The 24,008-nt window shown below is 59.4% G+C and carries 14 protein-coding genes, 3 tRNA genes and 1 pseudogene; 9 read left to right on the plus strand and 9 right to left on the minus strand.

Annotation, left to right across the window (positions count from 1 at the left end):
• Positions 1-5: 5 nt before the first annotated feature.
• The 3 genes from HF955_RS11015 to HF955_RS11025 all read right to left on the minus strand — a co-directional run bounded on the left by HF955_RS11015 (position 6) and on the right by HF955_RS11025 (position 4,677).
• Complete coding sequence (locus tag HF955_RS11015) at positions 6-2,819, minus strand: phosphoenolpyruvate carboxylase (protein WP_291075182.1); 2,814 nt, start codon at positions 2,817-2,819, stop codon at positions 6-8.
• 95 nt (positions 2,820-2,914) lie between these two features.
• Positions 2,915-3,790 carry a hypothetical protein gene (locus tag HF955_RS11020; protein WP_291075183.1) on the minus strand — a complete coding sequence of 292 codons (876 nt, stop codon included), beginning with the start codon at positions 3,788-3,790 and terminating at the stop codon, positions 2,915-2,917.
• A 56-nt stretch (positions 3,791-3,846) separates the two neighbouring features.
• Positions 3,847-4,677 carry an RNA methyltransferase gene (locus HF955_RS11025; protein ID WP_291075184.1) on the minus strand — a complete coding sequence of 277 codons (831 nt, stop codon included), beginning with the start codon at positions 4,675-4,677 and terminating at the stop codon, positions 3,847-3,849.
• Between the two features lie 107 nt (positions 4,678-4,784).
• On the opposite strand from HF955_RS11025, the gene HF955_RS11030 reads away from it, so the two are divergent.
• Together HF955_RS11030 and HF955_RS11035 are read left to right on the plus strand one after the other, a co-directional pair.
• A tRNA-Tyr gene (locus tag HF955_RS11030) sits at positions 4,785-4,869 on the plus strand.
• A 42-nt stretch (positions 4,870-4,911) separates the two neighbouring features.
• Positions 4,912-4,985, plus strand: a tRNA-Gly gene (locus HF955_RS11035).
• A 73-nt stretch (positions 4,986-5,058) separates the two neighbouring features.
• Here HF955_RS11035 and HF955_RS11040 read toward each other — a convergent pair.
• The 3 genes from HF955_RS11040 to HF955_RS11050 all read right to left on the minus strand — a co-directional run bounded on the left by HF955_RS11040 (position 5,059) and on the right by HF955_RS11050 (position 6,595).
• Complete coding sequence (locus tag HF955_RS11040; RefSeq protein WP_291075185.1) at positions 5,059-5,481, minus strand: hypothetical protein; 423 nt, start codon at positions 5,479-5,481, stop codon at positions 5,059-5,061.
• 170 nt (positions 5,482-5,651) lie between these two features.
• Positions 5,652-6,065, minus strand: coding sequence for a hypothetical protein (locus tag HF955_RS11045; protein WP_291075186.1), 414 nt, complete (start codon positions 6,063-6,065; stop codon positions 5,652-5,654).
• A gap of 119 nt (positions 6,066-6,184) precedes the next feature.
• Positions 6,185-6,595, minus strand: a complete 411-nt coding sequence (locus tag HF955_RS11050; RefSeq protein WP_291075187.1) for a hypothetical protein — start codon at positions 6,593-6,595, stop codon at positions 6,185-6,187.
• Between the two features lie 933 nt (positions 6,596-7,528).
• On the opposite strand from HF955_RS11050, the gene HF955_RS11055 reads away from it, so the two are divergent.
• The 4 genes from HF955_RS11055 (at position 7,529) to HF955_RS11070 (ending at position 12,585) form a co-directional block, all read left to right on the plus strand.
• Positions 7,529-7,613: transfer RNA gene (locus HF955_RS11055), tRNA-Leu, on the plus strand.
• A 186-nt stretch (positions 7,614-7,799) separates the two neighbouring features.
• A complete protein-coding gene (locus HF955_RS11060) occupies positions 7,800-8,984 on the plus strand; it encodes an integrase arm-type DNA-binding domain-containing protein (RefSeq protein WP_291075188.1) in 1,185 nt (394 codons plus the stop codon).
• Between the two features lie 147 nt (positions 8,985-9,131).
• Positions 9,132-10,214 carry an AAA family ATPase gene (locus HF955_RS11065; protein WP_291075189.1) on the plus strand — a complete coding sequence of 361 codons (1,083 nt, stop codon included), beginning with the start codon at positions 9,132-9,134 and terminating at the stop codon, positions 10,212-10,214.
• 49 nt (positions 10,215-10,263) lie between these two features.
• A complete protein-coding gene (locus HF955_RS11070; RefSeq protein ID WP_291075190.1) occupies positions 10,264-12,585 on the plus strand; it encodes a S8 family serine peptidase in 2,322 nt (773 codons plus the stop codon).
• 14 nt (positions 12,586-12,599) lie between these two features.
• On the opposite strand, the gene HF955_RS11075 is transcribed toward HF955_RS11070, so the two are convergent.
• From HF955_RS11075 to HF955_RS11085, 3 genes are all read right to left on the minus strand, one after another.
• The gene (locus HF955_RS11075) at positions 12,600-12,875 is read right to left on the minus strand and encodes an AlpA family transcriptional regulator (protein WP_291075191.1); all 276 of its coding nucleotides are present in this window, start codon (positions 12,873-12,875) and stop codon (positions 12,600-12,602) included.
• 191 nt (positions 12,876-13,066) lie between these two features.
• On the minus strand, positions 13,067-13,888 hold the full coding sequence (locus tag HF955_RS11080) for a hypothetical protein (RefSeq protein WP_291075192.1): 822 nt from the start codon (positions 13,886-13,888) through the stop codon (positions 13,067-13,069).
• Between the two features lie 326 nt (positions 13,889-14,214).
• Entirely contained in the window at positions 14,215-14,628 is a 414-nt protein-coding gene (locus tag HF955_RS11085; protein ID WP_291075193.1) for a hypothetical protein, read from the minus strand.
• An 826-nt stretch (positions 14,629-15,454) separates the two neighbouring features.
• Between HF955_RS11085 and HF955_RS11090 the strand changes: the two genes are divergently transcribed.
• From HF955_RS11090 to HF955_RS11100, 3 genes and pseudogenes are all read left to right on the plus strand, one after another.
• The gene (locus HF955_RS11090; RefSeq protein WP_291075194.1) at positions 15,455-16,831 is read left to right on the plus strand and encodes a DUF6538 domain-containing protein; all 1,377 of its coding nucleotides are present in this window, start codon (positions 15,455-15,457) and stop codon (positions 16,829-16,831) included.
• Between the two features lie 215 nt (positions 16,832-17,046).
• A pseudogene (locus tag HF955_RS11095) lies at positions 17,047-17,576 on the plus strand (transposase).
• A 158-nt stretch (positions 17,577-17,734) separates the two neighbouring features.
• Positions 17,735-23,995, plus strand: coding sequence for an SdrD B-like domain-containing protein (locus HF955_RS11100; RefSeq protein WP_291075195.1), 6,261 nt, complete (start codon positions 17,735-17,737; stop codon positions 23,993-23,995).
• Positions 23,996-24,008: the final 13 nt, after the last annotated feature.

The raw sequence follows: 24,008 nt of genomic DNA on the forward strand, positions 1-24,008 counted from the left end.
TCCCGCTATCCGAACGCGCCATAGGCGTGCGTGACGGCCAGGCTGATTCCGTGCAGGGTGCGGTCGATCTCGTCCAGCGGGCCGATCACTTCCTTGTGGATCCGGTCATAGCCATAGCTGGCCTGCGGCTTGGCCTCATGGCCCGGTTCGGTCAGCGCCGCCAGCGGCGTGTCCTGGTCCCGGGAGGGCGGGAAGATTTTCCGCAACAGGTCGACCGCTTCTGAAATCCGCAACTCGGCAACCATTTCCACAAGGTCTCGGCTGCTGGCATCATGCCGCTCCGACAGGCGGGGCAGGCCGCCGACAATCGAGAAGGCCTTCATGATCAGGGCCTGGCGCACCGCGTGCAGCACATGCAGGTCCAGGCGGCCTTCATGGCGCTGTTCGATGGAAGGGGCATTCTGAAGTTGCGCCAGCAATCGGTCGAACTTGCCCAGGTCGACGGACAGATAGTTGGCGATCTGGTTCATCGAGACAGCCGTCTCTGTATTGCGCAGGGCGTAATAGACGGCGCGATAGGCATTCGCCTTTTCCGCATCGGCCAGCTTCGAATGCGCCACCCAGACCCCCGGATCATACACTCTGGCATAAGCGCGCAGCGCCGGCAGGCTCGTCAGCACCCGCGCCCGGGTCGCCAGCAGGATCAGGCTTTTCATGCGGGGGCTTTCATCGATCAGATCGACCAGTCGCTCCATCTCGCGCTGCAGCGAGGAGCCGATTCCCGCCGCCACATTCACCGGAATGCTCAGCTGCTGCAGCGTCGCATTGTGCGAGATCGCGCGCAGGGAGCGCGGCCCGACGGGGCCTGCCGCGCGGCGTTTCGGGCGGGACCCGGCCTTGACGGTCAGTCCGCTGGAAAAGGCGCCGAGCAGGCGGCCATAATCGGGATTGACGAACAGGCGTTCCTGCCAGGCGCGCAGCGAGCGATAGAAATCCCACACCAGGTCCGTGCGCGTATAGAACGGGTCCTGCGTCCGGTCCTCCGGGTCCGACAGGGCGTGACGGCACCAGGCCGCCATCGTTGTTTCGGCAAGGGCCGGATTGGCAAAATGCAGGAAACCGTCCCCGCCCTGAAAGCTGACTTCATGGCGCAGCTGCAGCCCGCGGGCCCGCGCACCGCCCCGCGTCCAGGGCGTCAGCAGATGATCAAACCGCTGTTCGAAACTGCCCGGCCAGGCGCCACGGCCCATGCTCTCGCCATGCGTGTTGAAGATCAGAAGGTCGACGTCTGCGCCCTTGGCGGCCAGCGCCCGTGCGATGAGATTGTGGATGCGCTCGATGGCCATGTCGGCGGCAACCTGCCCAATGAACCGTCCGGCGTCGGAGAATCCGAGCTGGATCGACAGATAGCCGCGCTGTTTCACATAGGCGAGGAATTCCGGTTCTTCCAGAAGCCGCTCAATGAAGCGGCCCCCTGTTTCCAGCGCTTCCGGCGTTTCGAACAGGGGAGAGATGTCCAGCTTGTCGTCGACACCGTATTGCCGCGCCAGATAGAGCGCGCCCATCACCGTCGCCGGGTTCTCGCTCTCGGCAATCAGGAAGCGGATGACAGATCCGGAATCGATGTGCTTCAGGATCTGCGCGCACATCATGAATTGCCGCCGCGCCGTCGACTGCTCCAGGAACAGGTCTGCGAAATTGACCTGCACGGGTTTCGACTTGCGGGCCTTCTGCGCCAGCTCGGCCAGAGCCACGCGGCCAAGTTCCCGGTCTTCCGTCTGAAGGCCAAGGTCCCGGTTAATCACGGTGCGGACCTGCGCCGCGTTGACGCGCAGGTGAATGCGCGCCGTGCCCAGCTGCAGCGCGTCGACCTGCGCGCGGATCGCCATCAGTTCCACGGCCAGGCTGTCATCGGCCGTGGCGATCACGCTGTCCAGCACGTCGGTAATATCGGTGGCATCCAGCAATGTGCGGGTCGTGTGATCGGTCAGGGCATTTGCGGCCGGCACCAGATGGGCCGGATCGGTCAGGTCTGCCGCGAACAGGGCGGCATGGTTGGCAGTTTCTTCGGCGGCCGCCTTCAGGCGCTGGGTCAGCTTGGCCAGCGGGCCGATCTTCTGGCTGCCGCTGATCGCTTCCAGCTGCTGGGCATAGCGGCCCAGTTGCACCGCCTTTTCGGTCAGGCGGAACGTCAGGGATTGCGACCAGTGAATATCGGCCCGGCCATCAAGATCATAGCCCACCCAACAGGCGATGGTGGGCACCTGAATTTTCAGGCTGCGCCAGTCATCGGGGAACGCCTTGCGCGCAACGGCCATCAGCGTGCGGGCATAGACCAGCTGCGCATCGGCGGCGTGCGCGATGGCGGCCTGCACTTCATCATGCTCGCCTTTCAGGCTGATGGCCTGGTTCCAGGGCCGGGAGTCAGCTCGAATCTGGCGCATCACGGCCGTCCGGCTCGTCTTCGTCGCGCTCACCACATGGTCAGCCAGCGCCGTGCGCAAATCCTTGGACAGGGCAAAGGTCGGGTGTCCGGTGAAGACGATGCCGCCGGTGGCCTGTTCGACCCGGGCCTTGAACGCATCGAACCCGTCCGCCGCCAACGCATCCAGATCGGCTGTCAGCTGTTCCCAGGCAGATTTGGCCTTGCCGCCTGCATGCTGGACGCGAAACCGCTCGGCGCGCCCTTCGATCAGGTCCAGATGAACCTCGTCGGCCAGCTTGGACAGATCGGACAGTTTGGTGCGGCCCGCCTCCAGGTCTCGGAACAGGGTCTGCGCCAGGGCAAACACGGAATTGGTCAGCGGGTCGATCTCGATCCGGGAGGCCTGCTCACGCAGGAAGAGTTGGGCGGCTTCGAGGGTCTTGGGAGTCGTCATCGTTGTCATGGCGCCAGAAAGACGGAATTGCCCGCAAAGTCAAAGCCTTGCTTTCCCTTGCGGCAAAGAAAGTGCGGCTGCGGCAGGGCAGACGGCTAGTTTCGGCCGAAAAAGCGCACCACGCCGATCAGGCCGGCAATGGCCGATCCCAGCCCGCCGAGCAGGACAAAGAGCGGATTTGCCTGGTCTGCAAAGGCGATGGCGCGATTGATCCCCGACACTTCCACCGTGACCGTGTCGCGAAAAGTGCGCAGCGGCACTACGGCATCCTCGTCAATCGCATAGATCTCGAACACCAGATCATGGCTCCCCGCCGTCAGCGGCAGGACGGACCAGCGCCAGACATTCTCGGTCAGGGGGGAGAGTGCCTGAACTTCCGGTGACATTGACACGATCTCGAAATTCGCGCCGCTGAGACGGGCTTCCACCCGGTCCGATACCAGCGCTTCGCCTTCAATGACATTGCCGCGGCCGGGCAGGGCGTCCACCGCTGTCTCGTCGCCGGTGGAATCTATGGCCAGCGTCACGTCGAAGGCGCGCTTGTATTCGGCCTTGCTGGGCGTTTCGTGGGCCACCGGCACGGATTTCAGCGTTTCGACAAAGGATTCATTGGCCTGCGGCGTGACATTGGCCGAGCGCGTGGCCATCGGCGCGTCGAATTCCGGGGCAGCGCCAACCGCTTCCGGGAACACATCGCCCGGAATGTCCGCGCCAAGGCTGCGGGTCGGACCAGCGGCCGGGGGCGGGGCATCCGCCATTTCCTCTTCCGGCAGGGGCGCCAGGTCGGCCGTCTCTTCTTCCAGCGCTGGCGGCATGGCGGCTTCGAACGCTTCTTCCGTCGCCATTTCCTCGGCCGGGGCGGCATCGACCAATGGGTCCCGGGGCGCATATTCGTCCATCAGGACAGACCCGGCATACCCCGCGGCCACCAGGCCACACAAAAGCAGGATGATGGACAGCAATCTCAGCATGGCGGCGCGCGCTCCGTCTAATGTTCCCCACAGCGTGGTTAAGTCCTAGCAGAGCTTTATGACAGGGGGAAACGATTACGGCTGCTTTCATAGAAGGCGACTGCCGCTGCGTTCGAGACGTTCAGGCTCTCCATTTCCGGGGCAATCGGAATGCGGGCCAGCTCGGCGCAGGCCTTCGCGACGGCCGGGCGGATGCCGGGACCCTCGGCGCCCAGCACGATGGCCAGCTTCGGCGCGCCGTCCACCGCGTCCGCGATCAACCGCTGGCCTTCGCCCGCCAGGCCGACCGTGTGATAGCCCGCATCGGCCAGCTGCTCCAGCGCGCGGGCAATGTTCACCACGCGGGCTTCCTGCACCGTTTCGATCGCGCCGACGGCGGCCTTCGCCGCCACCCCCGTCACATTCGGCGCATTGCGCGTCTGCAGCACCAGCCCGCCAAAGCCGAACGCGGCCGCAGACCGGTACACCGCGCCCAGATTGTGCGGGTCGGACACCTGGTCCAGCACGGCGATATGGCTGACACCCGCATCGATCAGGTCTTCCAGCGCGACCGGTTCCAGCGGATCCACCTTCACGGCCACGCCCTGGTGCACCGCGCCCTCCGGCAGGCGCGAATCAATATCCTTCGCCGAAACGATGACTGGCTGCAGTGCGCTGGCGGGCAGGCGCTGGGCCGCATTCTCGGTCGCCAGCAGCTCGTGACAGGTGCGCGCCGGGTTTGCCAGCGCGGCAGCAACCGCATGCGTGCCCCATATCCAGAGCGGGCCGCCCTCGGCGCCACCGGCATCGCGCGATTTTCCCCCGCGCCGGGGCGGGCGGGACGGGCCGCGACGTGCATTATCTGCGCTGTCGTGTGCTTTTCGCCGTTTAGAATGGTTGCGCGCCATTTCGGGTTTCCTTATAAGGCCGCTTCCGGGATGGATCGGAAGCGCGAAAGCGCCCATGTGAAGCCCCGGCGCGGCAACGTCAATCGGCGTGTGGTCGCGGGTCCCGTGGAGGGATGGGAGAGTGGTTAAATCCACCAGACTGTAAATCTGGCCGCTTAGCGTACGCTGGTTCGAATCCAGCTCCCTCCACCACCCCGCACCAATGTGCTAGACTGGCGTGCTGCCACCCGGTGAGCGGGTATAGCATAATGGTAATGCACCAGCCTTCCAAGCTGTGTATGTCGGTTCGATTCCGTCTACCCGCTCCAGCCGAATTCTCCGGAAAATCCGCGCATTTGTGCCCCGTCGCAGCTGCGAGGAGGAGCCCGGCACGCAATTGGCTTACGAGGTCGGGCAGGGTCCATCGGTCATTGGAACGACATCGTGCGTGAAGTGATAGACGGATATGCCATACACGCGATCGACAGGTTGCTCCCTGGAGTCCATGTCATAGTCTTCCAGCTTGTAGTCATCGAATTTCTCGAGAATGTCCCGTCGATTGTCAGAAACCAGGATTCTCAGGCGATCATGGTGCTTTGGAGATTTGACGGTGAGGGTGGCGCCGTCTTCGACTTGCTTTCTCGACTTGACCGATTCCTCAAACGGGTACGAGTGATGGTTGTAGGTGTCCGTCGTAAGCTTGAGCAGGGATCCGGTGCAATTGCGGATCTTGATTTCCTTGCCACCCTCCGCCGCGGCGGTTGCACCGGTCAGGGCGAGGCAGGCGGCGGCAAGGCCGGTGCGGATAAATGTCTTCTGGATCATGTCGATCTCCTTGCCGGACTTCATAAAAGAGGATGAATCTGTGTGGGTTCGAAGTCGTCGTTCGGTCCCCCTTGTGGCTGAACCGTCTGTAGACGCCCATGTGGGCAGCGACCGTCCCGCGACAGAAAAGCCGGCTGCCGGCAAGGTGGCCTGCCGGCAGCCGCGCGGCGTCAGGAATTCGGGCATTTCCCGTCCTTGAGCGGCTTCAGTCTGTACCGAAACGGGTTGAATCCCTTGCTGACATGCTCCACCACTGCGTGGTCCTTCTTCGGGTCTATAGCGATGTACGATTCCGGATCATTGTGGATCTGGTCAGTGAAGAGTATCTGGACGTCAAACAGATTGGTGACCGGAAGGTTCTTCAACACCTGGCGCGCATTTGGCGCAATCTCGTAGGTGCCGTTTCCTCGAACGAGCAGGTCTCTCCGGAAAGTGCCCACCTTGGCCGTCAATGTGTTTTTGGTGCAGTTCACCAGAGTCGGGCTCGCCGTCTTTTCTGCTGAAGCATTTGGTCCGATGCTCCCGATCATTGCTGCTGCCAGGGCGATCTTCGCAAGGTTCTTGAAAAGGTGTGGGCGGGTCATTCGGGTCTCCAAGTCTGGGGTCGGTGATAAGGCGTACGAGCAACAAGAATCCGTATCCGGCTTGGTTCGGGTGTCTCCTGAGAAGGCATGCCTTTGCCGGCCGGTCGCCCTGAAGGGCATCACGGCACGACCTTGCATTCATTCTTGTTGAGGGGTTTCAGTTCATGACCATGATAGTGGCCGAACCGGTTCGGGAACCCCTTGAAATAGATTCCGTAATCGCGGGCTTCGACACTGGTCCATTCCGTCTTCGGGGCGATCACGCCCTGTTCGGCCTGGACAGTCACGCGGTCGGTTGGGACATCCTCGGTCACCGCCTTCTGTGACCGGACGTCGTGATGGCTGGACGGGTATTGGCGGTTCGGAGTGGCGCTGTCTTCGTTCTCGATCGGCTGGATCATGATCCGGATCGTTTCGGAGGTGCAATTGCGAATCTTTATCTCCTTGGCGGAAGCCGCCGGGGCGGCCAGGCTCATGAAGGCGAGACTGCCGATGATCAAAACGGCTCGGATGGGGGGGCGGGAGTGCATGAGTTCAGTGTCCAATCCTTGCTTGCTGAGTCCATGAGGGGAGAGGCCGGTCATCGCGGCATTTGCCGGTGTGCGGGGAGCTCAGAGCAGCGCTCCGGCAAGACGGGGTGTCAGGAGCTGTAAAGTCGGCATCCATGGCATCATCGTGCACGGAACAAATCGTCAGCCCGCCCCTGGCGCCAGGTTCCAGTCTGCGGGCGCCGCATTGTTCAGGCGATATGGCCACCGGATCGCGGGCCTCGGCTTGCGCGCCACAGGTCGGGGCAAGCGAGAGGAGAAGAGCGAGGCCGGTCCGGTGGCCATGCCGTGCGGCAAAGACAGGAACTGTACGGATGGCTTGCAAAGCAGGCATGTTCAAGTCCTTCGGCGCTTGGGCAGGACCAGGTTCCGTCAGGGTACTTACCGATATGTAAACGGTGTAATTTCGAGGAAATTCAAGGCTGAGACAGACAGTCATGTGCGTGCGGTCCAACTGCAGCCCATAAGCGGAAAATGCCCCTGCCGGACGCGATCGCCTGAGACAGGGCTGAACGCTGGAAAGGCCGGTTTCCGCGAGGCGTGCCCCGGGCGGATTCCAGGTAAACGGGTGTTACACGGGTGCGGTAAGACCGATCCATGACAGGTGAGCCCGCGCGGCGGCGTGAAGAGGCAGGCCCGGCAAGGCGAGGGGGCGGCGGCGGAGCCGGTCCGGTCGGGGCGCTTTCCCTTGCCCGCCAGGCGGGAGGCAGATGTCTCCGCTTCGCGGCCTGCCGCCCGGTCGCAATCCCGCCCGCCGCGCACACGCTTTCGTGCCGAGCGAAGGGCGGCGAACCACGGTTTTCCCGGGGCCCGTCCGGCCCGGCCGGAAAAAGGCGGTCTCAGACTGCAGATCAGCTCAGTTTACCCGTTGACGGGGCCGGGCTCAGCCTATACATCGGCGCCTTCCAATCTCGTGCCCAGATGGCGGAATTGGTAGACGCGCACGGTTCAGGTCCGTGTGCCGCAAGGCGTGGAGGTTCGAGTCCTCTTCTGGGCACCAGTACCATATTCGTGTGCATTTTTCAGCATCCGCAGACGTCCATAAAAATCAATAAAAACAGATACTTAGTTGGTCTTCGTGTCCACGAGTGCTCTCTCGTGTCCGCCTCCGTCCTGATCGAAGTCTGGTACGGCCTCTGGTAGTATGGTACAGAATGAGGGTCACTAAACCTACCCGTACCATACCATGCCCCTAACTGACCTGAAAATTCGAAGCCTTAAGCCCGAAGACAAGCCGCGCCGTTACACTGATGGCGGCAATCTGTTTGTCGAAGTGCGCCCCAATGGCTCCAAGCTCTGGCGCTATGCCTACAAGTTCGACGGCAAACAAAAGCTGATGGCGCTCGGCCCTTATCCGGACATCTCGCTCGCCAAGGCCCGCGAGAAGCGCACCGAAGCACGCGCCTTGCTACTAGATGGTATCGACCCCATGCTGCAGGCCAAGGTCGACAAGCTTGAACAGAAGGCGCTGACCGAAGACACCTTCTCCGCGCTCGCCGCCGAACTGCTTGACAAGAACCGCCGCGAGGGCCTTGCTGAAACCACCCTGTCAAAGAAGGCATGGCTGATTGGCATCGCCAATGCCGACCTTGCCGACCTGCCCGTCACGCAGATCAAGCCGACCCATGTCCTCGTCCCGCTTCGCAAGGTGGAGGCGGAAGGCAATTACGAAACTGCTCGCCGCCTGCGCGCCGTGATTTCTCAGGTCTTCCGTTATGCCGTCGCCACCGCCCGCTGTGAGCATGATCCGACCGCTGGCCTGCGCGGCGCGCTAATCACGCCGAAGGTCACTCATCGCCCCGCAATCGTGGACCGGGACAAGTTCGCAGGCCTCATTCGCGCGATCTGGTCCTATGACGGCGCGATCGAGACCAAAGCGGGCTTGCAGCTCATGGCCCTGCTTTATCCTAGGCCGGGCGAGTTGCGCCTCTCCACATGGGACGAATACGACCTCAAGAAGCGCACCTGGACCATTCCCGCCGCGCGTACCAAGATGCGCCGCGAACACAGAAAGCCCCTGCCGGGCGCAGCGGTGGACATCCTGAAGCGCCTCCACACCATCACCGGCAACGAGCCTTACGTCTTCGTCTCGCAGCTCTCACGCGGCAAGCCGATCAGCGAGAACACGCTCAACGGCTCGCTGCGCCGTCTCGGCTACAAAAAGGACGAAATGACCTCCCACGGCTTTCGCGCCAGCGCCTCAAGCCTGCTCAACGAAAGCAACAAATGGCACCCCGACGCCATCGAAGCCGAACTCGCCCACATGGGCGCCGACCAGGTCCGCAAAGCCTACCACCGCGCAACGTATTGGGATCAGCGCGTCGAAATGGCCGAATGGTGGGCGGGCGAGGTGCTGGGCTTCGTAAATTGATCCTTATCTGGAATTGCCTAGTGAGCGGGCCTCAACCTCTATCTGTTGACTGCGTGCACGAAACGAATGTCGCGCTCGCCATGCCTGTTGAGCCTAGTCTATTAACTATTTCGCAGTTATGATTCACGGAGGGAGAACTAGTTTGTTATGGCATCCGCTCAGCAACTCATCGGCCTCGTAAAGAGCCACGCAGAAGGTGATTCAGATCGATTTTTTGATCTGGCAATGCAGCTTTCTGCAATCGAGGAGCAAAAGGGGCACAAACGTTTAGCGGAACAGCTTCGACAGTGGGCCGAAGCTGGCCAAAAGGTACCGGCGAGCCGCAGACCTGAGGTTACGCCAATTGCCACGCCGCGTGGTGATTTAGGTCAGTTTCTAGCAGCGTCGTATCCTTCTGAACGGCTAAACGATGTGATTCTACCTTCAAGAATAGAAGATGAACTTGCACACATAGTAATAGAAACTCGGATGCGGGAAAAGCTTGAAGCAAAGGGCCTCAAGCCTCGGCGACGCGTTTTGCTTTCTGGCCCACCAGGAACCGGCAAAACTTTGAGTGCTTCGGCTTTGGCTGGCGAACTTCAGTACCCGCTGTTTTCTGTGATGTTACACGGCCTCATCACGAAATTTATGGGTGAGACTGCTCAAAAACTCAAAATGGTGTTCGACGCCATCAAAACCACACGCGGCGTGTATTTATTCGACGAAATCGACGCGCTTGCGGCATCTCGCGGCAACGACAACGACGTAGGAGAGGCCCGCCGAGTCCTAAATTCTTTCCTCCAGTTTCTGGATGAAGACACTGGCCCATCTATTGTCATCGCTACGACAAATCTTCCTGAAATACTGGATCGTGCCGTTTTACGCCGCTTCGATATCGTACTGCCATATCAATTGCCGGATGGGCCTTCGATCAAAAGCGCACTCGAGCGTCGTCTCATCGGATTTTCGACTTCTCGAATGGCTTGGAAGCGAGTGATAGATGCTGCGCTGGGGCTATCGACAGCTGATGTTGTAGCAGCTGCTGAAGACGCGGCCCGCCGTGCGGTGCTTGCCGACTCGGGTAAAATTGCGACACAGGATTTGATCAATGCTCTCGAACGACGTCGGTCGCTGCAAGGAATAGGGACTGACGACAATGGTACGAAAACTTCGACATTTTCATCTGCGCGATCTGGGAAGAGCTCGCCCGTTCAAAGCGAAGGGCGGGGGCGGAACAAAAAGACCAAGTGACGTAGCGAACCGGGCGGCCCACGCTCAAGCCCTTCTTCAGGCAATTGACTTGCTTCCAGATATAGAAGTCGCCAACCTGCCAGGAGTTTATCTTGAGTTTACGTCACGCCCCAACGAGCGCCTAAAAAGGGATAGCCTCGACGCCAGCGATCTTAAGCTTCTTCGCATTGGAAGCGGCGCGGGCGACGGCGCAAATCAGGAGCAGGCTACAGTATTTGCGACTGCCAAAGGCATCGAAAAGCTCCGAAAAAAAGTTGATCAGTTTCGAACCGAGGACACTCCTGAAAGAGAGAAGAATGGCCAACTCATTCCTGGCCGTCCAAAAAATGCAGATCTTGTTCAAAGCGTTGAAGCAATTACGGAAGCCGGACTACGTGCATTGTGGCGCAGTCCAGCCGACAACTTCCCCAACGATGAGCAGGCAACAAACTGGGAAGTGTGGTTGGAGCCCTCAACCGCAGAACAATTCGTTCAGCGAGCTGAGGAACATGGCGTCTCCGTTGGCCAACAACGCCTCCTTTTCCCTGAAGATGTAGTTGTCATCGCCAATGGAACTCGCAATTCTCTCGCCACTGCCATTCGACGGATTGGCGGCGTACGAGCGTTAGCGGCTCCCACCGTTACAGCCGATTTCTTCGACGCAATGGACGTTGATGAGCAAGCTCAGTGGGTAGGCGAACTTCTTCAAAGGACAAATTTTCATCCGAACGCGGATACTGGATATGTTACCCTTATGGACACGGGTGTCAGCCGGGCGCATCCACTAGTTCAACCAGCACTAGCCGCGGCTGATCGGTACGCTGCCAACTTTGCTTGGGGCGTGGAAGATGTTCGGGGACACGGCACACAGATGGCGGGTTTGGCGCTGTATGGCGATCTGACGCCTAACCTGAATCAGAATGGTCCCGTTGCAGTAAGCAATAGACTAGAATCGGTAAAGCTATTGCCAGATGCGGGTGCAAACCCTCATCATCTGTTGGGCGCCGTCACTCGGGACGGGGTGGATGTTGTTGAGCAGACGCATCCGCGCCGTCGCACTTTCACTTTGGCTACAACTACTGGAGAAGACACGCCCCATGATGGCGCACCCACCTCTTGGTCCAGTGAAATTGACCAACTCTCTGCCGGGGTGTCGGGTCAACGCCGCATAAAGCGCCTGATTTTGGTATCAGCAGGCAATACCGATAATTTTTCGTTTGGGGCGGGGAATTACCTAAGCACATGCGATCATGAAGATAACGAAATCGAGTCGCCGGCCCAAGCATGGAACGCCATTGCCGTCGGCGCGTACACCGAGAAAACGCAGTTACCAGCCGACGAGCAAGCCAAACCGGTTGCGCCATTTGGCGATCTTTCGCCTGCTTCTCGCACTGCGTCTTGGTCTTCCATTTGGCCCTTAAAGCCTGACGTAGTGCTTGAAGGTGGAAACTGGGCTTTAAGCGCCGCCCCCCCACCGATGCGTCATGGGTGGTTGTCGCTTCTAACGACGCACCACAATTATCCAACTCGGTCATTCGCATTTAGTCATGATACCAGTGCCGCGACGGCTTTGGCGGCGAAAAGCATAACCGAACTCTGGTCTGATTATCCTGAATTATGGCCAGAAACCGTTCGCGCTCTGTATGTATCATCGGCTCGTTGGAATCAGCAGATGAAATCTCATCTGCCTGCAGCACCTCAGAAGGGCGACTTCGCGTCTTTGTTCAAACGCTATGGTTATGGCATTCCGGACCTTAGTCGAGCACGGCGAAGCGCATCAAACGCACTAACGTTGATCGTCGAAGATGCCATCACGCCCTATGGCCTGTCAGAAAAAACTGGCGGTGATGTTCACAACGAAATGAAACTATTCACGTTACCTTGGCCCGTTGAAGAGTTGCGCAAGCTCGGAAACACAGAGATTACACTTCGTGTGGCCCTGAGTAGTTTCGTCGCCCCCAATCCATCTGAGGCATCACGCGGTTCGAAGTATCGCTATGCGTCGCACAATCTTCGTTTCAAGTTGAATCGCGCCGACGAGAACGCAGACAGGTTCATAGCCAGAATTAGTAAGATTGCTGACAATCCAGAAGGACCGCAGAGTATAGAAGACGATCTTTGGGAGTTCGGTTCCAACCGTCGCGATGTCGGGTCACTTCACATCGACCAACTGACTTGCCGAGCCTCTGACCTAGCCCGCCGAAATCTCATCGCGGTGCACCCTGTGACCGGCTGGTGGAAATCCAAAGTTTTGCTTAAAGACAGCCTCCCGGAAGTCCGCTTTTCGTTGGTGGTCGAAATTGATGCCGAGCACGTCGAAACCGAGCTCTACGTCGAAGTGCAGGCGGCTATTGACGCTGCTGTTGCGGCTCGCGCAGCAATCGCAGTTTGATTGTCAGCATTTCATTAGCGTCCATTTTGTGGAAGTTGGCGATCTTTTTCTACAAGGGCAATCATGTATTCCTCGACTTCGCCTTCAACCCAGACGCTGCGCCGTCCCAGATGCACTGGCGCGGGAAAGGGCTGGACCGGGTCCTTGATCAGTTCGTAGAGCAGTGAACGGCTGATAGTCAGACGGTCGAGCACGTCGCGCAGGGACAGGAAGCGTTGCGGCGCGTGCGGGATGGGTCCGGATGCCCCCGAACTACGGGAAGGCATGGGCACGATGCCGGGTCTGGACATGGCAAAAACTCCTTACACAAAACGCGGCCAGCCACTGCGCCAGCCTTGCCCCATGATCCCGCGTGATCCGTGCCCTGCCTAGTCGGAATGGCGGCAAATCGCGGCATGAGTTCGCAAGACCTTGCAAGCGGGTTCAAAGCGAATGGCGCGCCTTGCTGACAAGGAAGTTCGCGGAACAGGTGAGACGTCGGTCATCTTTCGATGCGCCAGAAGGCAATATAGTGCTGCGTTAATTCACCACTGGATTCGATGATCTCGAACGGGATTGTCGCGGGCGCTTCACCGTTCGCTGGCATGTCCATGCGGAGCGTGAGGGCATTGCTCGGCCGGATTTTCAAGAAGTAATTGGTCAGTCCGGGAATCAATTGTACAGTTCGAGGTCCCTGTTTGGCCGCATCAATGCGCTCTACGGACACGGTGCCTTCGAACGCTACCGGATGGACCAGGATAGGTACCGGTTCAAAGACCAATCGCTTTCGATCTGCACGTAATCCGACATCGGCTGGTTGCAGCACATTTCCGCCCGGGTCCGTGGAGAATTGAACCGAGGATGTACCGATATTCAAATACCAATTTGTTACGCCCTTTACGAGGACAACGGGTCGATCCCCGACGATATGCTCAGGCTCAACACGCGCGACTTTGTAACCTCCAGCAAACTCGTTCGTACGAAACCGAACCGTTGACGTGTTGAATATGAGCTTGGACGCTCTGCAGCGAACTGCCGGATGGGTTGGTGTTTGTGAACACCCAGTCTGGTCGCTGTTAAAAGGAATGGCATCGCCGGTCGCGATCGCCAATCTGTGTTCGCCGACAGGCAGCTCGATCGTTTGAGTTCCTGTCAAGGGCCCGACGGTTTCGCCCGTGGAAAGCGTAAGCTTGTATTCTCCGGCATAAATTCCCGGCTCGAAAGTGAGAGTCGCCACACGGCTGTCGGTTTGCGCGTGCGCCAAGCTTCCGAGGACTCCAAAGATAATCGCCAAAGAGGTCCATCGAATCGAATTCATCTGCATGTGCTGTCCCCTGCTTTCGTTGAGTCTTTCCTTTGCATAATGATGTGCTCGAAGAATCCATCCTTGGTCAAGCGGCGGAACGTAACGCAAGCACTATGGACATTGGCCAGTTTGCAGACTGACGGGTTCCATTTGCTTGATGACCTATTCTCGCGGACTCACTGGCAATTAAAGACAATGGGATCAAAGAGCTGCAGTCTTGCAGCACCACGGCGCGCTGATTGCGTGCAAATAGGATGCTAGGTGCTTTCCAAACGGGCACATTCTTGAAAACAGTTTCAGCGTTCTAGAATCGCTGCACGTGAGACGTCACAAAGTGTCGCCCACTAATCCGGCTCTGCGCCCTGCCAGCGCAGCGATTCATGCGACAGCGTCCGCCGCTTCTTCATCTTCACCGAGACCTGGTCCATGAAGTGATTAAACCGCCGGTACCCAAGCGCCGCCATAGCATCGCGCTGGGATGGCGGAAGCGGGTCGGTTCGCGTCAGCCAATAGTGCATGTAGTGGGACATGATCTCAACGTTGAGATTGGCCTTCCATTCGAGCCGCCCCATGCGCGTTTCGAAATTGTCCATTCGCTTCATCACGCGGTCTTCGAGCGTGTAGTCGCGCTCCTCGCTGAAGAAGTGGCGAAGCGCCGCCTCGAGGACTGCGGTCTTGGTGGTCTGATGCTCGAAGGCGACGTCCTCCAGCATGGCGAGGAGTTGGGCATCGAGGCGGAGATTGACGCGGGGCTTCATGGATGTCGGCTCGGCACTGGCTGGTGGGTTGGCCGTAAGTGTCGACGAGCGCGGCTCGAGTGCCTAGTCGGAATGGCGGCAAATCGCGGCAAGGCTTTGCAAGGCCGTGCAGCGGTTTGCAAAGCGTGGTGCACAGAATTTTCAGTGTTTGCGGGCACGAGGCCGGAATTGTGCACCACATCTGCGCACAAGAGGCGCCAAAAAAGAGATGTGCAGACAAGGGCTTAAGTGGCACATGGTGCCACTGCTTATTATCTTGCCCTCCCGGATTCGCTGTCCACCACCATCCAGACTTACGCCGCCTTTTGCCGCAATATGCTGGAAAACCCAATACTCGCGATATTGCCACCGCCTACTCAAATCGCTGGATTCAGGGTCCGTGTCGCCTGTTTTGCGCCCGGTCAAGGGCGCGTGGAACACGCGCCGCGAAGCGGGCAAAGCCCCTTGACCGGGCGCAAAACCGGCAAGGAAAATCACCATGGCCCAAGTGGCATTTCATGCCATTGGGCCTGAAGGAAAAAATACACCGAATCAGACGCTTTTCTTGGATTTTCCGGGGGCTTGCCCCGTCTCTATTTGTGGTTACCAAGGGTCTATGACGCCATCAGATTTCATACGAAAATGGGAAAAGTCCGAGCTGAAGGAAAGCGCAGCGGCGCAATCTCATTTCGTTGATCTTTGCCACCTCGCCCGCTCCAATCGAAATCTCGAAAAGCGCATACGAAACAAGGGCTTAAGCCCTGTTTCGACCGCTCCGAATTTCACCCGGCCCGCATTTTGCGTAACTTTCCGTGCATCAAAAAGCACACAAGGAAAGTCCCCGGCGATGCGTGAAGAGGACAGATACCTCCAGAAACGCGGCAGGAAATGGCACTATGTGCGCCGCGTGCCGACACGGCTGCGCCATCTTGACGGGCGCCATACGATCCGCGTGACCCTGCGCACCAATTCCCTCGAAATCGCGCGCGAGCGCCGCAACGCCCAGGAAGCGGTCGATGACCAGTACTGGGCAACCCTGCTCGACCTTTATGCCCGTCCCGAGATTGTCGACACGCGCAAGCTCGAATTCGCCGAGCGGCGCTACAAGGCCGCAAGGGCGCGCGCCTCGGCAAGGGGCCTGTCCTATATCCCGGCAGACGAGCTTGCCATCACCTATGGCCTTGATGACATTATCGAGCGCATCCGGGCCTTCGAACAGGTCGACAAGGGTGACACCACGCCCCGCGTGAAGACTGAAGCCGAAGGCCTCCTTGGCGGTGCGCCGCGACCCTCGCCAAAACTGTCGGAAGTCTTCGAAATCTATTGCGAGAAGATCGCCTTCAGCGAACTCCTCGCCAAATCCGCCAACCAGAAGCGGCTCTGGCTCAAGACCAAGCAGCGCCCCATCGGCTATTTCATTGAGGTTGTCGGCGACAAGCCGGTCACCAAGATCACCCGCGACGATGCGCTGAAATTCTATCACTGGTGGGGCGAGCGGCTGAAACCGAAAAAGGGCGGCAAGGCGCTGCAGGCCAATACGGCCAATCGCGATATCGGCAATCTGCGCAAGCTCCTGACCGAGTATTTCAAACATATCGGCGAGGAGTCCCGCCAGAACCCGTTCCGCAACCTCTCCTTCAAGGAAACCGTGAAGGCCGAAGTGCCGCCATTCGAGACCGACTGGGTGCGCCAGAAGATCCTCGTCCCGGATGCCCTGAAAGGCATCAAGGACCAGGCCCGCCTCATCGTCTACGCGCTCATTGAAACTGGCTGCCGCCCGAGCGAGATCGCGAACCTGCGCGAGGATGATATCTGCCTCGACACGGACGCACCCTATATCCGCATCCGCCCGCGCCGGGGCCGCGAGATCAAGACCAACGCCTCGATCCGAGATATCCCTCTGGTGGGCGTCTCACTTGAAGCGATGAAGCGCGCGCCGAAGGGCTTCCCGCACTACCGCGACCGCAGCGACCTTCTCTCGCAATCCCTGATGACCACTTTCCGCAATCGCGGCCTGTTCCCGACGGAGAACCACGTCATCTACTCGTTCCGCCATTCCTTCGAGAAGCGCATGCTGGAAGCGGGCCTTGATTATGGCCTGCGCTGCCTCCTCATGGGCCACGCCACAAGCCGCCCCGCCTATGGCGACGGCGGCTCAATGGCCTACCGACGGGACGAGCTTCTCAAGATTGCGCATCCCGTGCCGGAGGGGTTGTTCGGGTAGACACGCGGCCAAGTCAGTGCGTTTTAACATGGCCTCGGCCCGTTCCTGCCGTTCGCAGCATCTAAGGCGTCCGGCAATTTTTTGCTGGAAGCGGACCGATGTGCACGCACAGCTATTGTCGGCTTCAGACTACTTTCTGATCGCTCAAGAGAGGCGCTGTTGCATAAATCGCTGTCGGATTCACGTTGTGAATTCAGTGTGTTAGCCATTGAGGCATGAGCGCACCTCCTCGAACGAGGTGCAAGACGACGAACTGGCCCTCCTATAACGCCGCATTGAAGCGTCGCGGGTCGCTGATGATCTGGAGCGGCCCGGACATGTCCAAGGAGGCGAAGCCTTTCGGCAAACGGGCGCGACAGGCCGGCCTGACGATCAAGGTGGTGTTCGGTCTCGCCCTGCGTCAGACAACTGGCTTTGTCGAAAGCCTCCTGACCCTGATCGGGCTGGACTGGTCCGTGCCGGATTTCAGTACGCTGTGCCGTCGCCAGCAGTCGCTGGCTGTTATCATCGACGAAGCCGGGTGGAGACGAAAATGAACTGTGTCAAACGACTGGGGCAGAGCCTCATGGCGAGACCCTTTGAGCGTCAGGTTGTCGAGATGCATGTGCGCATCGCGGTCCTTAACCGCTTCACCGCTATCGGAACACCGATCACGATGCCCGTGGCCGAATTGCGCCCGGGGTCGGGACAATCCGTTCAGAGCCGGATTTGTGCAACAGCGCCCCGCGACTCTGCGCGCCTGTAATGAATGATGCAGTTTACGGCGGACGGAGCGGGCGGGATAGAGACCTTATCTACTACTTAAAAAAAAATAGGTGCAGTGGACTTCAGGCCTCTTTAACCGTGCAGAGCGATATGGGCCTTATCCGGTGGCTTTGCCGTGAGCGTGTAGAGGATATTATTATGCTGTTAAGAAAGCAGATTTTGGCATTTGCTGTTTCGATTGGACTGGCAGGTATGGCCAGCGCTGCCGATCTGGCCGTTTCTCGCTTTCAGGTTGTGAGTCCGACAGGTGACATATATCGCGGCGCGGATGTCACCTTTGAGGTCGACCTCGACAATAATGATCTGACCCCAGTTTCGGACGCGCAATTGCAGGTCGATGTCCCTGCAACCATGGTCGTTCAGCCCGCCAATGTCCCGGCGGGGTGTAGCGCCTCTGGCTTCACCGCGCCTCAAACCCTCACCTGTTCACTGCCGACCCTGACCCGCGATGCTGCCAATCCCGATCTCACCTTTACGTTCATTGCCACAGCCGAGACCGCAAATGCCCTGACCGGCACAGTCACGATTTCCAGCCCGACCAATACCGACCCGAACCCTGGCAATGACAGCCTCTCCGTCACGCCAACCGTAGGCTCGGGCGCCGATCTTGCCATGGTGCTCAGCGCGTCAACAAACTCGCTGCCGGCCGGTGGACGGTTCAGTTATGTCGGGACCGTCACAAATAATGGACCCGACAGCGTTAATGCAGCAGAAGTTGTTTTCTCGCTGCCGCCAAGCGCTGACTTTGGATATGTTTCCTCCACAGGCAGCAATTGGAGCTGTGTCCAGTCGGGCGGCGGATCACAGACGGTGACCTGTGCCTATTCTGGCCCGGCAATCGCCTCAGGCGCCGGCTTCCCGGCTATTACTTTGACCGGGGATGCCGATATTCCAGCTGGCACGCTGTCGGCGCTGGCCGATGTTACCGTGACGCAGATTGGTCTGGGCGATCCTGACCTCAATAATAATACCGATGGCCCAGAGGTCGTCACCATCACGCCGGGAACGGATTTGCAGGCGCGGATCATCATCGCCTCGTCCTTCATCACCGGTGAGACCGGAACATTCACCCTGCGCATCAACAATAACGGGCCGACCAGTATTGCTGGCGGGGCGCAGATTGTGCACGTCCTGTCGCCCAATCTTGGCCTGAACGGGCCTTTGCCTGCTGGCTGTAGTGAGGCCCCGGTCGGTACGATCACCTGTACCGCAGGTGCGATCAATACCGGCGCGCTGGAGAATTTTGTCATTCCGATCGCGGCGCTGAGCGATACAGGCGGCAATCAGGTCATCTCCGCGACCGTGACCCCGCCTGCAGGTCTCTCCGACCCGGTTCCGGGCAATGATACCGGCAATGATACGTTCCGGATTGATGATCCTGCCGCCGATGTCTTCATGCAAAGCAAGACCAAGACGCCGAACCCCGTCCAGGCCGGTCAGAACATGACATCGACCATCCGGATCGAGAATAATGGCCCCTCCATTGTAAATTGGTCGCCGGCCAATCCGATTGTGATCACCGATGACCTTGGCCCAAACGAAACCTATGTTTCGACGATCACGACGGGCTGGACCTGTGTAACGGGCGCGTCACCCGATGCCGGCTATGTCACGCGCGTCACCTGTACGACCACCGATAGCGGCTCGATTGCCGTGGATGCGCGCAAGACACTGCAGATCGTGACCCAGGCCGGGTCTGGGGCGGATGTCGATATTACGAATAATGCCTGTGTGGATGTTTCCGGGCTGAGCGTGGCGGACCCCAATACGGGCAATAACTGCCTGTCGCGGACCTCACGTGCGACGACCGAAGAGGCCAATTTAGCGCTTGTGGCTGAGGTCAGCCTCAGCAGCTCAGGTGGCTTCTCGCCGGCTGTTACTGTCCCTGACGCAACCGGATCGCACTTCATTCGCCTGACCGTCAGCAACGCCGCAGGCAGCGATACCGCCAGAACTGTCGATGTGCGCACGTTCAATCTCGGCAACTGGATGAACACCACGGTCAATTTCAATGGCGGCAGCGTGAACCATGCCACGTCCGTCAGCGTGTTTTCCGCCGATGCCGGGATCACCTGTCCGACGCTCGCGACGGTGAATGATGACCTGCTCTGCCGGGTGACAAATCTTGTGGCCGGTGAAACCCGGACCATCATCCTGCAGGTGGACCGCCCGATCCTGGAGGGTCTGCGCACAACCGCCTTTTCGATCACCTCACCTGATACGATCGAGACCAATACCAGCGACAATAATGACTCCGTCAGCGTAACGGCCGAAGCCAATGCTGACCTGATCGTCGATGACAAGCGCGTCAGCCCGAACCCGCCGCAGTCTGGCGGCACAGCGACCTATCTGGTCGACATCAAGAATATTGGCCCGAATGCCGGCAGCGCCGTTGCAACCGCTGATTTTATCGATCCGGCGCGGTTCGAGGTTCTGAATGTGACCACAACTGCCCCGGGAGGCGTGTGTGACTATGGCACGACTACGCCTGACACCGCGACCTGTACGATTGGAACCATGACCCGCGGTCAAAGCTATCAGATGGCGATCACGGTGCGCCCGCGCTTCCCGTTTGCCGGCGCCGTCAATCCGGGTGATTTCCCTGTTTCGCACACCAATACGGCGACGGTCACAACGACGACGCTGGAGACCAATTCAGCCAATAATAGCCGTCCTTTGACCCATGATGTCGGCGCACCGAGCCTCGACATGCGCGTGACCAATGCTGAGCCGTCCGGATTTGCCGAACCGGCCATTTATGGCAGCACGCTTTTGTATGAGATCAATACGCGCAATGGCGGCCTGACGCAGGGCTCCTCAGTTACCACCACCGTCTCCCCCAACCCGCAAGCGGGCTATGAAATGGCCTATAATGCGGGGGCCTCGACGGTTCCGGCTGGCGTGTCATGCAGCCAGGCGAGCAATACCGATCCGGTGATCTGTACCTATCCGAATATGAGCAATGGCGACAATCAGACCGTTATCCTGGCGTTCACCATTGTGGATGCGGGCGGCGGGGCGCCGGTCTCCTCCATCACCTTTGGCACGACGGCTGTTGTGACTTCAGACCAGCAGGCCTTTGACACGCCAACCGCCAACAACACTGCCGCGCAGACGACGACCGTTATTCCGTCAACCGATCTTGAAGTCGTGTCCAAGACACGGATTTTCCCGGCGCCCCCAACCCCGATCAATATTGCCGAGCCGGTCACCTATGACATTGTGTTCCGCAACAATGGCGTTTCGGCGACCACACAGGTGCGCATCACCGATACGCTGCCGACGGGTTTTGTTCGAACGGCGACCCCGGTCGTGTTCACGCCTAGCGGGAGCGCGACCGTCTCCGGCTCGACCTGCTCAACCGGAAATTCGGTTCTGTGTGTCGTGGACGGCTTCTTTCCGGCCAATGGCGATACCGTCACCATGCGGATTGAAGCGGCGGCGACTTTCCCCTTCTCCGGAAATGTCAACGACCCGATCGTCAACCTGGCCACGATTGCGGTCGGACAGACGGCGGGCGGCAATCCGATCTCTATAGACGAGGTTCCGGGCAATAACGCCCAGTCGACAAGTGACGGCACCTTGCGGGTCAGCTCGATCAGTGGCCGGGTCTATTCCGATAATGATATGGGCGACAGCTTTACCGCTGGCGAGGGCATCGGCTCAGTTACGCTGACCCTCACCGGGACCGATCTCTACGGCAATACGATCAATACAACCGTTCAGACCGCCGCTGATGGCAGCTACAGCTTTGCCGATCTGCCGCCGTCCAATGGCGCAGGCTACACGATCACTGAAACCCAGCCAGCCAACCATGTGGACTATCGCGAGACGGCCGGATCGGCTGGCGGGACGGTGGATAATTCCGCCTTTGGCACTGGCGCGGCCTTCAATGCCATCAGCGCGGTTGTGCTGGCCGAAGGTGTCGATGAGACCGGATATGAGTTTGCCAATTATCGGTTCTCCTCGATCAGCGGCTCGATCTATTCCGATGCCAACAATAATGGCACGCTGGATGGCGGCGACGCCGGTATTGGCAGCGGCTATGCGGCAACCCCGCATCTTAGCCTGACCGGTACCGATTTTGCCGGGAATCCGGTCAATCTGACGACGAGTGTGAACGGCTCTGGCGTGTACAGTTTTGACGGTCTGGCCCCGTCTGATGGCACCGGCTACACCGTGACCCAGCTGCAGGAGCCGAGCGGATTTTATGACGGCCAGGAAGAGAATGGCAGCGGAGTTATTCTGCCCAGCTCTGTCGATGGCAGCGAGCAGATCCTGTCCGGTGTCGTCCTGCCGGCAACGGTCTATGGCAACCGCAATTTCGGACAGGTCGCTGTCTCCTCCTTTGCTGGCCTGATCTATGTCGATACAAATGGTGATGGAACCCGTCAGGGCGGTGAGACCGGGACTTTCCCTGGAGCCACCATCCAACTGACCGGTACTGATGATCTTGGTCGGTCGATCTCCTGTACGGCGACCAGCGCCGCCGATGGCAGCTATGGCTTCCCGGTCGCGGCGTGTCCGCAGCTGCGCCCCGGCACCTATCAGATCCGCCTGACCGCAACCCCGGATCGCAGTCAGACCGGCTCAACCGTGGGAACTGCAGGCGGCACACAAGGTGCCAGCGCAACCCCAGGCTATACTAGCCATTTTGTCTCTTCAATCACACTTGGCGCTGGCACTGATGCCACCGATTATCTGTTTGGTGTCACCGACAATGCGATCATTGCGAACAATAATGACTTCACGGCCAGCCCGATTGTTGGCGCGGATGGCGGCGTGACGGCAAGTGTCTTCCCCAATGATACGATTAATGGCCTGACCTTTGCCGACGCAGCGGTTGTCCCGAGCGTCACCAATACGGGCGGACTGACGGGCGTCTCGATCAATGCCGATGGGACGCTGAGCGTTCCGGCCGGCACCCCGGCTGGCCCGTACACAGTGACTTATCAGATCTGTGAGACGGTCAATCCGACCAATTGCGACACCGCCACCGTTGATCTTGTTGTCACGGCCGCAGCGATTGTTGCCAATGACAATGACTTTACATCAACCCCCGTTACCGGATCGACTGGCGGCGCAACGCCCAGCGTCTTCCCGGATGACCGGCTGAATGGTGCGGTCTTTGCCGACAGTGCTGTCACGCCGTCACTCACTTCGGATGGCGGCCTGACCGGGGTCAGCATCAACCCTGACGGAACGCTGTCTGTACCAGCAGCGACCCCGGCTGGAACCTATACGGTGGGCTATCAGATCTGTGAGGTCCTGAACCCGGCCAATTGTGACCCGGCGACGGCTACCGTGGTTGTTGGCGCGTCTGCGATCACCGCCAATGACGATGACTTCACGGCCAGCCCGATCAATGGCGCGGATGGCGGCACCACAGCCAGTGTCTTCCCGGATGACCGGTTGAACGGCGCGGTCTTTGCCAATGGCGATGTCACCTCGTCAATCACTGCCGATGGCGGCCTGACCGGTGTCAGCATCAACGCGGACGGCACGCTGACTGTCCCAGCAGCGACCCCGGCTGGAACCTATAGCGTCGGCTATCAGATCTGTGAGGTTCTGAACCCGGCCAATTGTGACCCGGCCACAGCGACGGTTGTGATCAACCCGCCGGCCATTGTCGCCAATGACAATGACTTTACGTCCAGCCCGATCAATGGCGCGGATGGCGGTGCGACGGCGAGTGTTTATCCCGATGACACCCTTAATGGTTCGGCCTTTGCCGATACAGCGGTCACCCCGTCAATCACTGCCGATGGCGGCCTGACCGGTGCCAGCATCAACCCGGACGGCACGCTGTCGGTTCCTGCGGCAACGCCAGCGGGCACCTATACTGTGGGCTATCAAATCTGTGAGGTTCTGAACCCGGCCAATTGTGACCCGGCAACCGCGACGGTTGTGATCAGCGCGGCAACCATTGATGCCAATGACAATAATTTCGCCAGCACACCGATCAACGGCTTTGACGGCGGCACAACGCCGAGCGTCTTCCCGGATGATCGCTTGAATGGCGCTGTCTTTGCCGATGCTGACGTTACGCCGACCCTTGTTTCGGACGGCGGCCTGACCGGGGTCAGCATTAACCCCGATGGAACGCTGTCTGTACCAGCGGCGACCCCGGCTGGAACCTACACCGTCGGCTATCAGATCTGTGAGGTTCTGAACCCGGCCAATTGTGACCCGGCAATTGCAACCATTGTTGTCAATCCGCCAAACATTCTTGGTGTCAGTGACGACTTTACCTCAACCCCGATTGTCGGCGCATTGGGTGGAAACACGCCAAACGCCTTCCCGAATGATCTGTTGAACGGCGCGCCGTTTGCACCGGGTGCGGTGACGGCAACCATCCTGAGCGACGGGGGGGCTGACCGGGGTTGGTATCAACCCTGATGGCACGCTGACT

This window comes from Hyphomonas sp. (genome assembly GCF_017792385.1).
In the GTDB taxonomy this organism is placed as follows: Bacteria; Pseudomonadota; Alphaproteobacteria; order Caulobacterales; family Hyphomonadaceae; genus Hyphomonas.

Bases quoted from the DNA above. Each gene is read 5' to 3' on its own strand.
- HF955_RS11100 (WP_291075195.1), top strand. From the start codon at position 17,735: ATGCTGTTAAGAAAGCAGATTTTGGCATTTGCTGTTTCGATTGGACTG.
- HF955_RS11050 (WP_291075187.1), bottom strand. From the start codon at position 6,595: ATGCACTCCCGCCCCCCCATCCGAGCCGTTTTGATCATCGGCAGTCTC.
- HF955_RS11045 (WP_291075186.1), bottom strand. From the start codon at position 6,065: ATGACCCGCCCACACCTTTTCAAGAACCTTGCGAAGATCGCCCTGGCA.
- HF955_RS11025 (WP_291075184.1), bottom strand. From the start codon at position 4,677: ATGGCGCGCAACCATTCTAAACGGCGAAAAGCACACGACAGCGCAGAT.
- HF955_RS11080 (WP_291075192.1), bottom strand. From the start codon at position 13,888: ATGCAGATGAATTCGATTCGATGGACCTCTTTGGCGATTATCTTTGGA.
- HF955_RS11020 (WP_291075183.1), bottom strand. From the start codon at position 3,790: ATGCTGAGATTGCTGTCCATCATCCTGCTTTTGTGTGGCCTGGTGGCC.
- HF955_RS11075 (WP_291075191.1), bottom strand. From the start codon at position 12,875: ATGTCCAGACCCGGCATCGTGCCCATGCCTTCCCGTAGTTCGGGGGCA.
- HF955_RS11065 (WP_291075189.1), top strand. From the start codon at position 9,132: ATGGCATCCGCTCAGCAACTCATCGGCCTCGTAAAGAGCCACGCAGAA.
- HF955_RS11015 (WP_291075182.1), bottom strand. From the start codon at position 2,819: ATGACGACTCCCAAGACCCTCGAAGCCGCCCAACTCTTCCTGCGTGAG.
- HF955_RS11090 (WP_291075194.1), top strand. From the start codon at position 15,455: ATGCGTGAAGAGGACAGATACCTCCAGAAACGCGGCAGGAAATGGCAC.
- HF955_RS11040 (WP_291075185.1), bottom strand. From the start codon at position 5,481: ATGATCCAGAAGACATTTATCCGCACCGGCCTTGCCGCCGCCTGCCTC.
- HF955_RS11085 (WP_291075193.1), bottom strand. From the start codon at position 14,628: ATGAAGCCCCGCGTCAATCTCCGCCTCGATGCCCAACTCCTCGCCATG.
- HF955_RS11060 (WP_291075188.1), top strand. From the start codon at position 7,800: ATGCCCCTAACTGACCTGAAAATTCGAAGCCTTAAGCCCGAAGACAAG.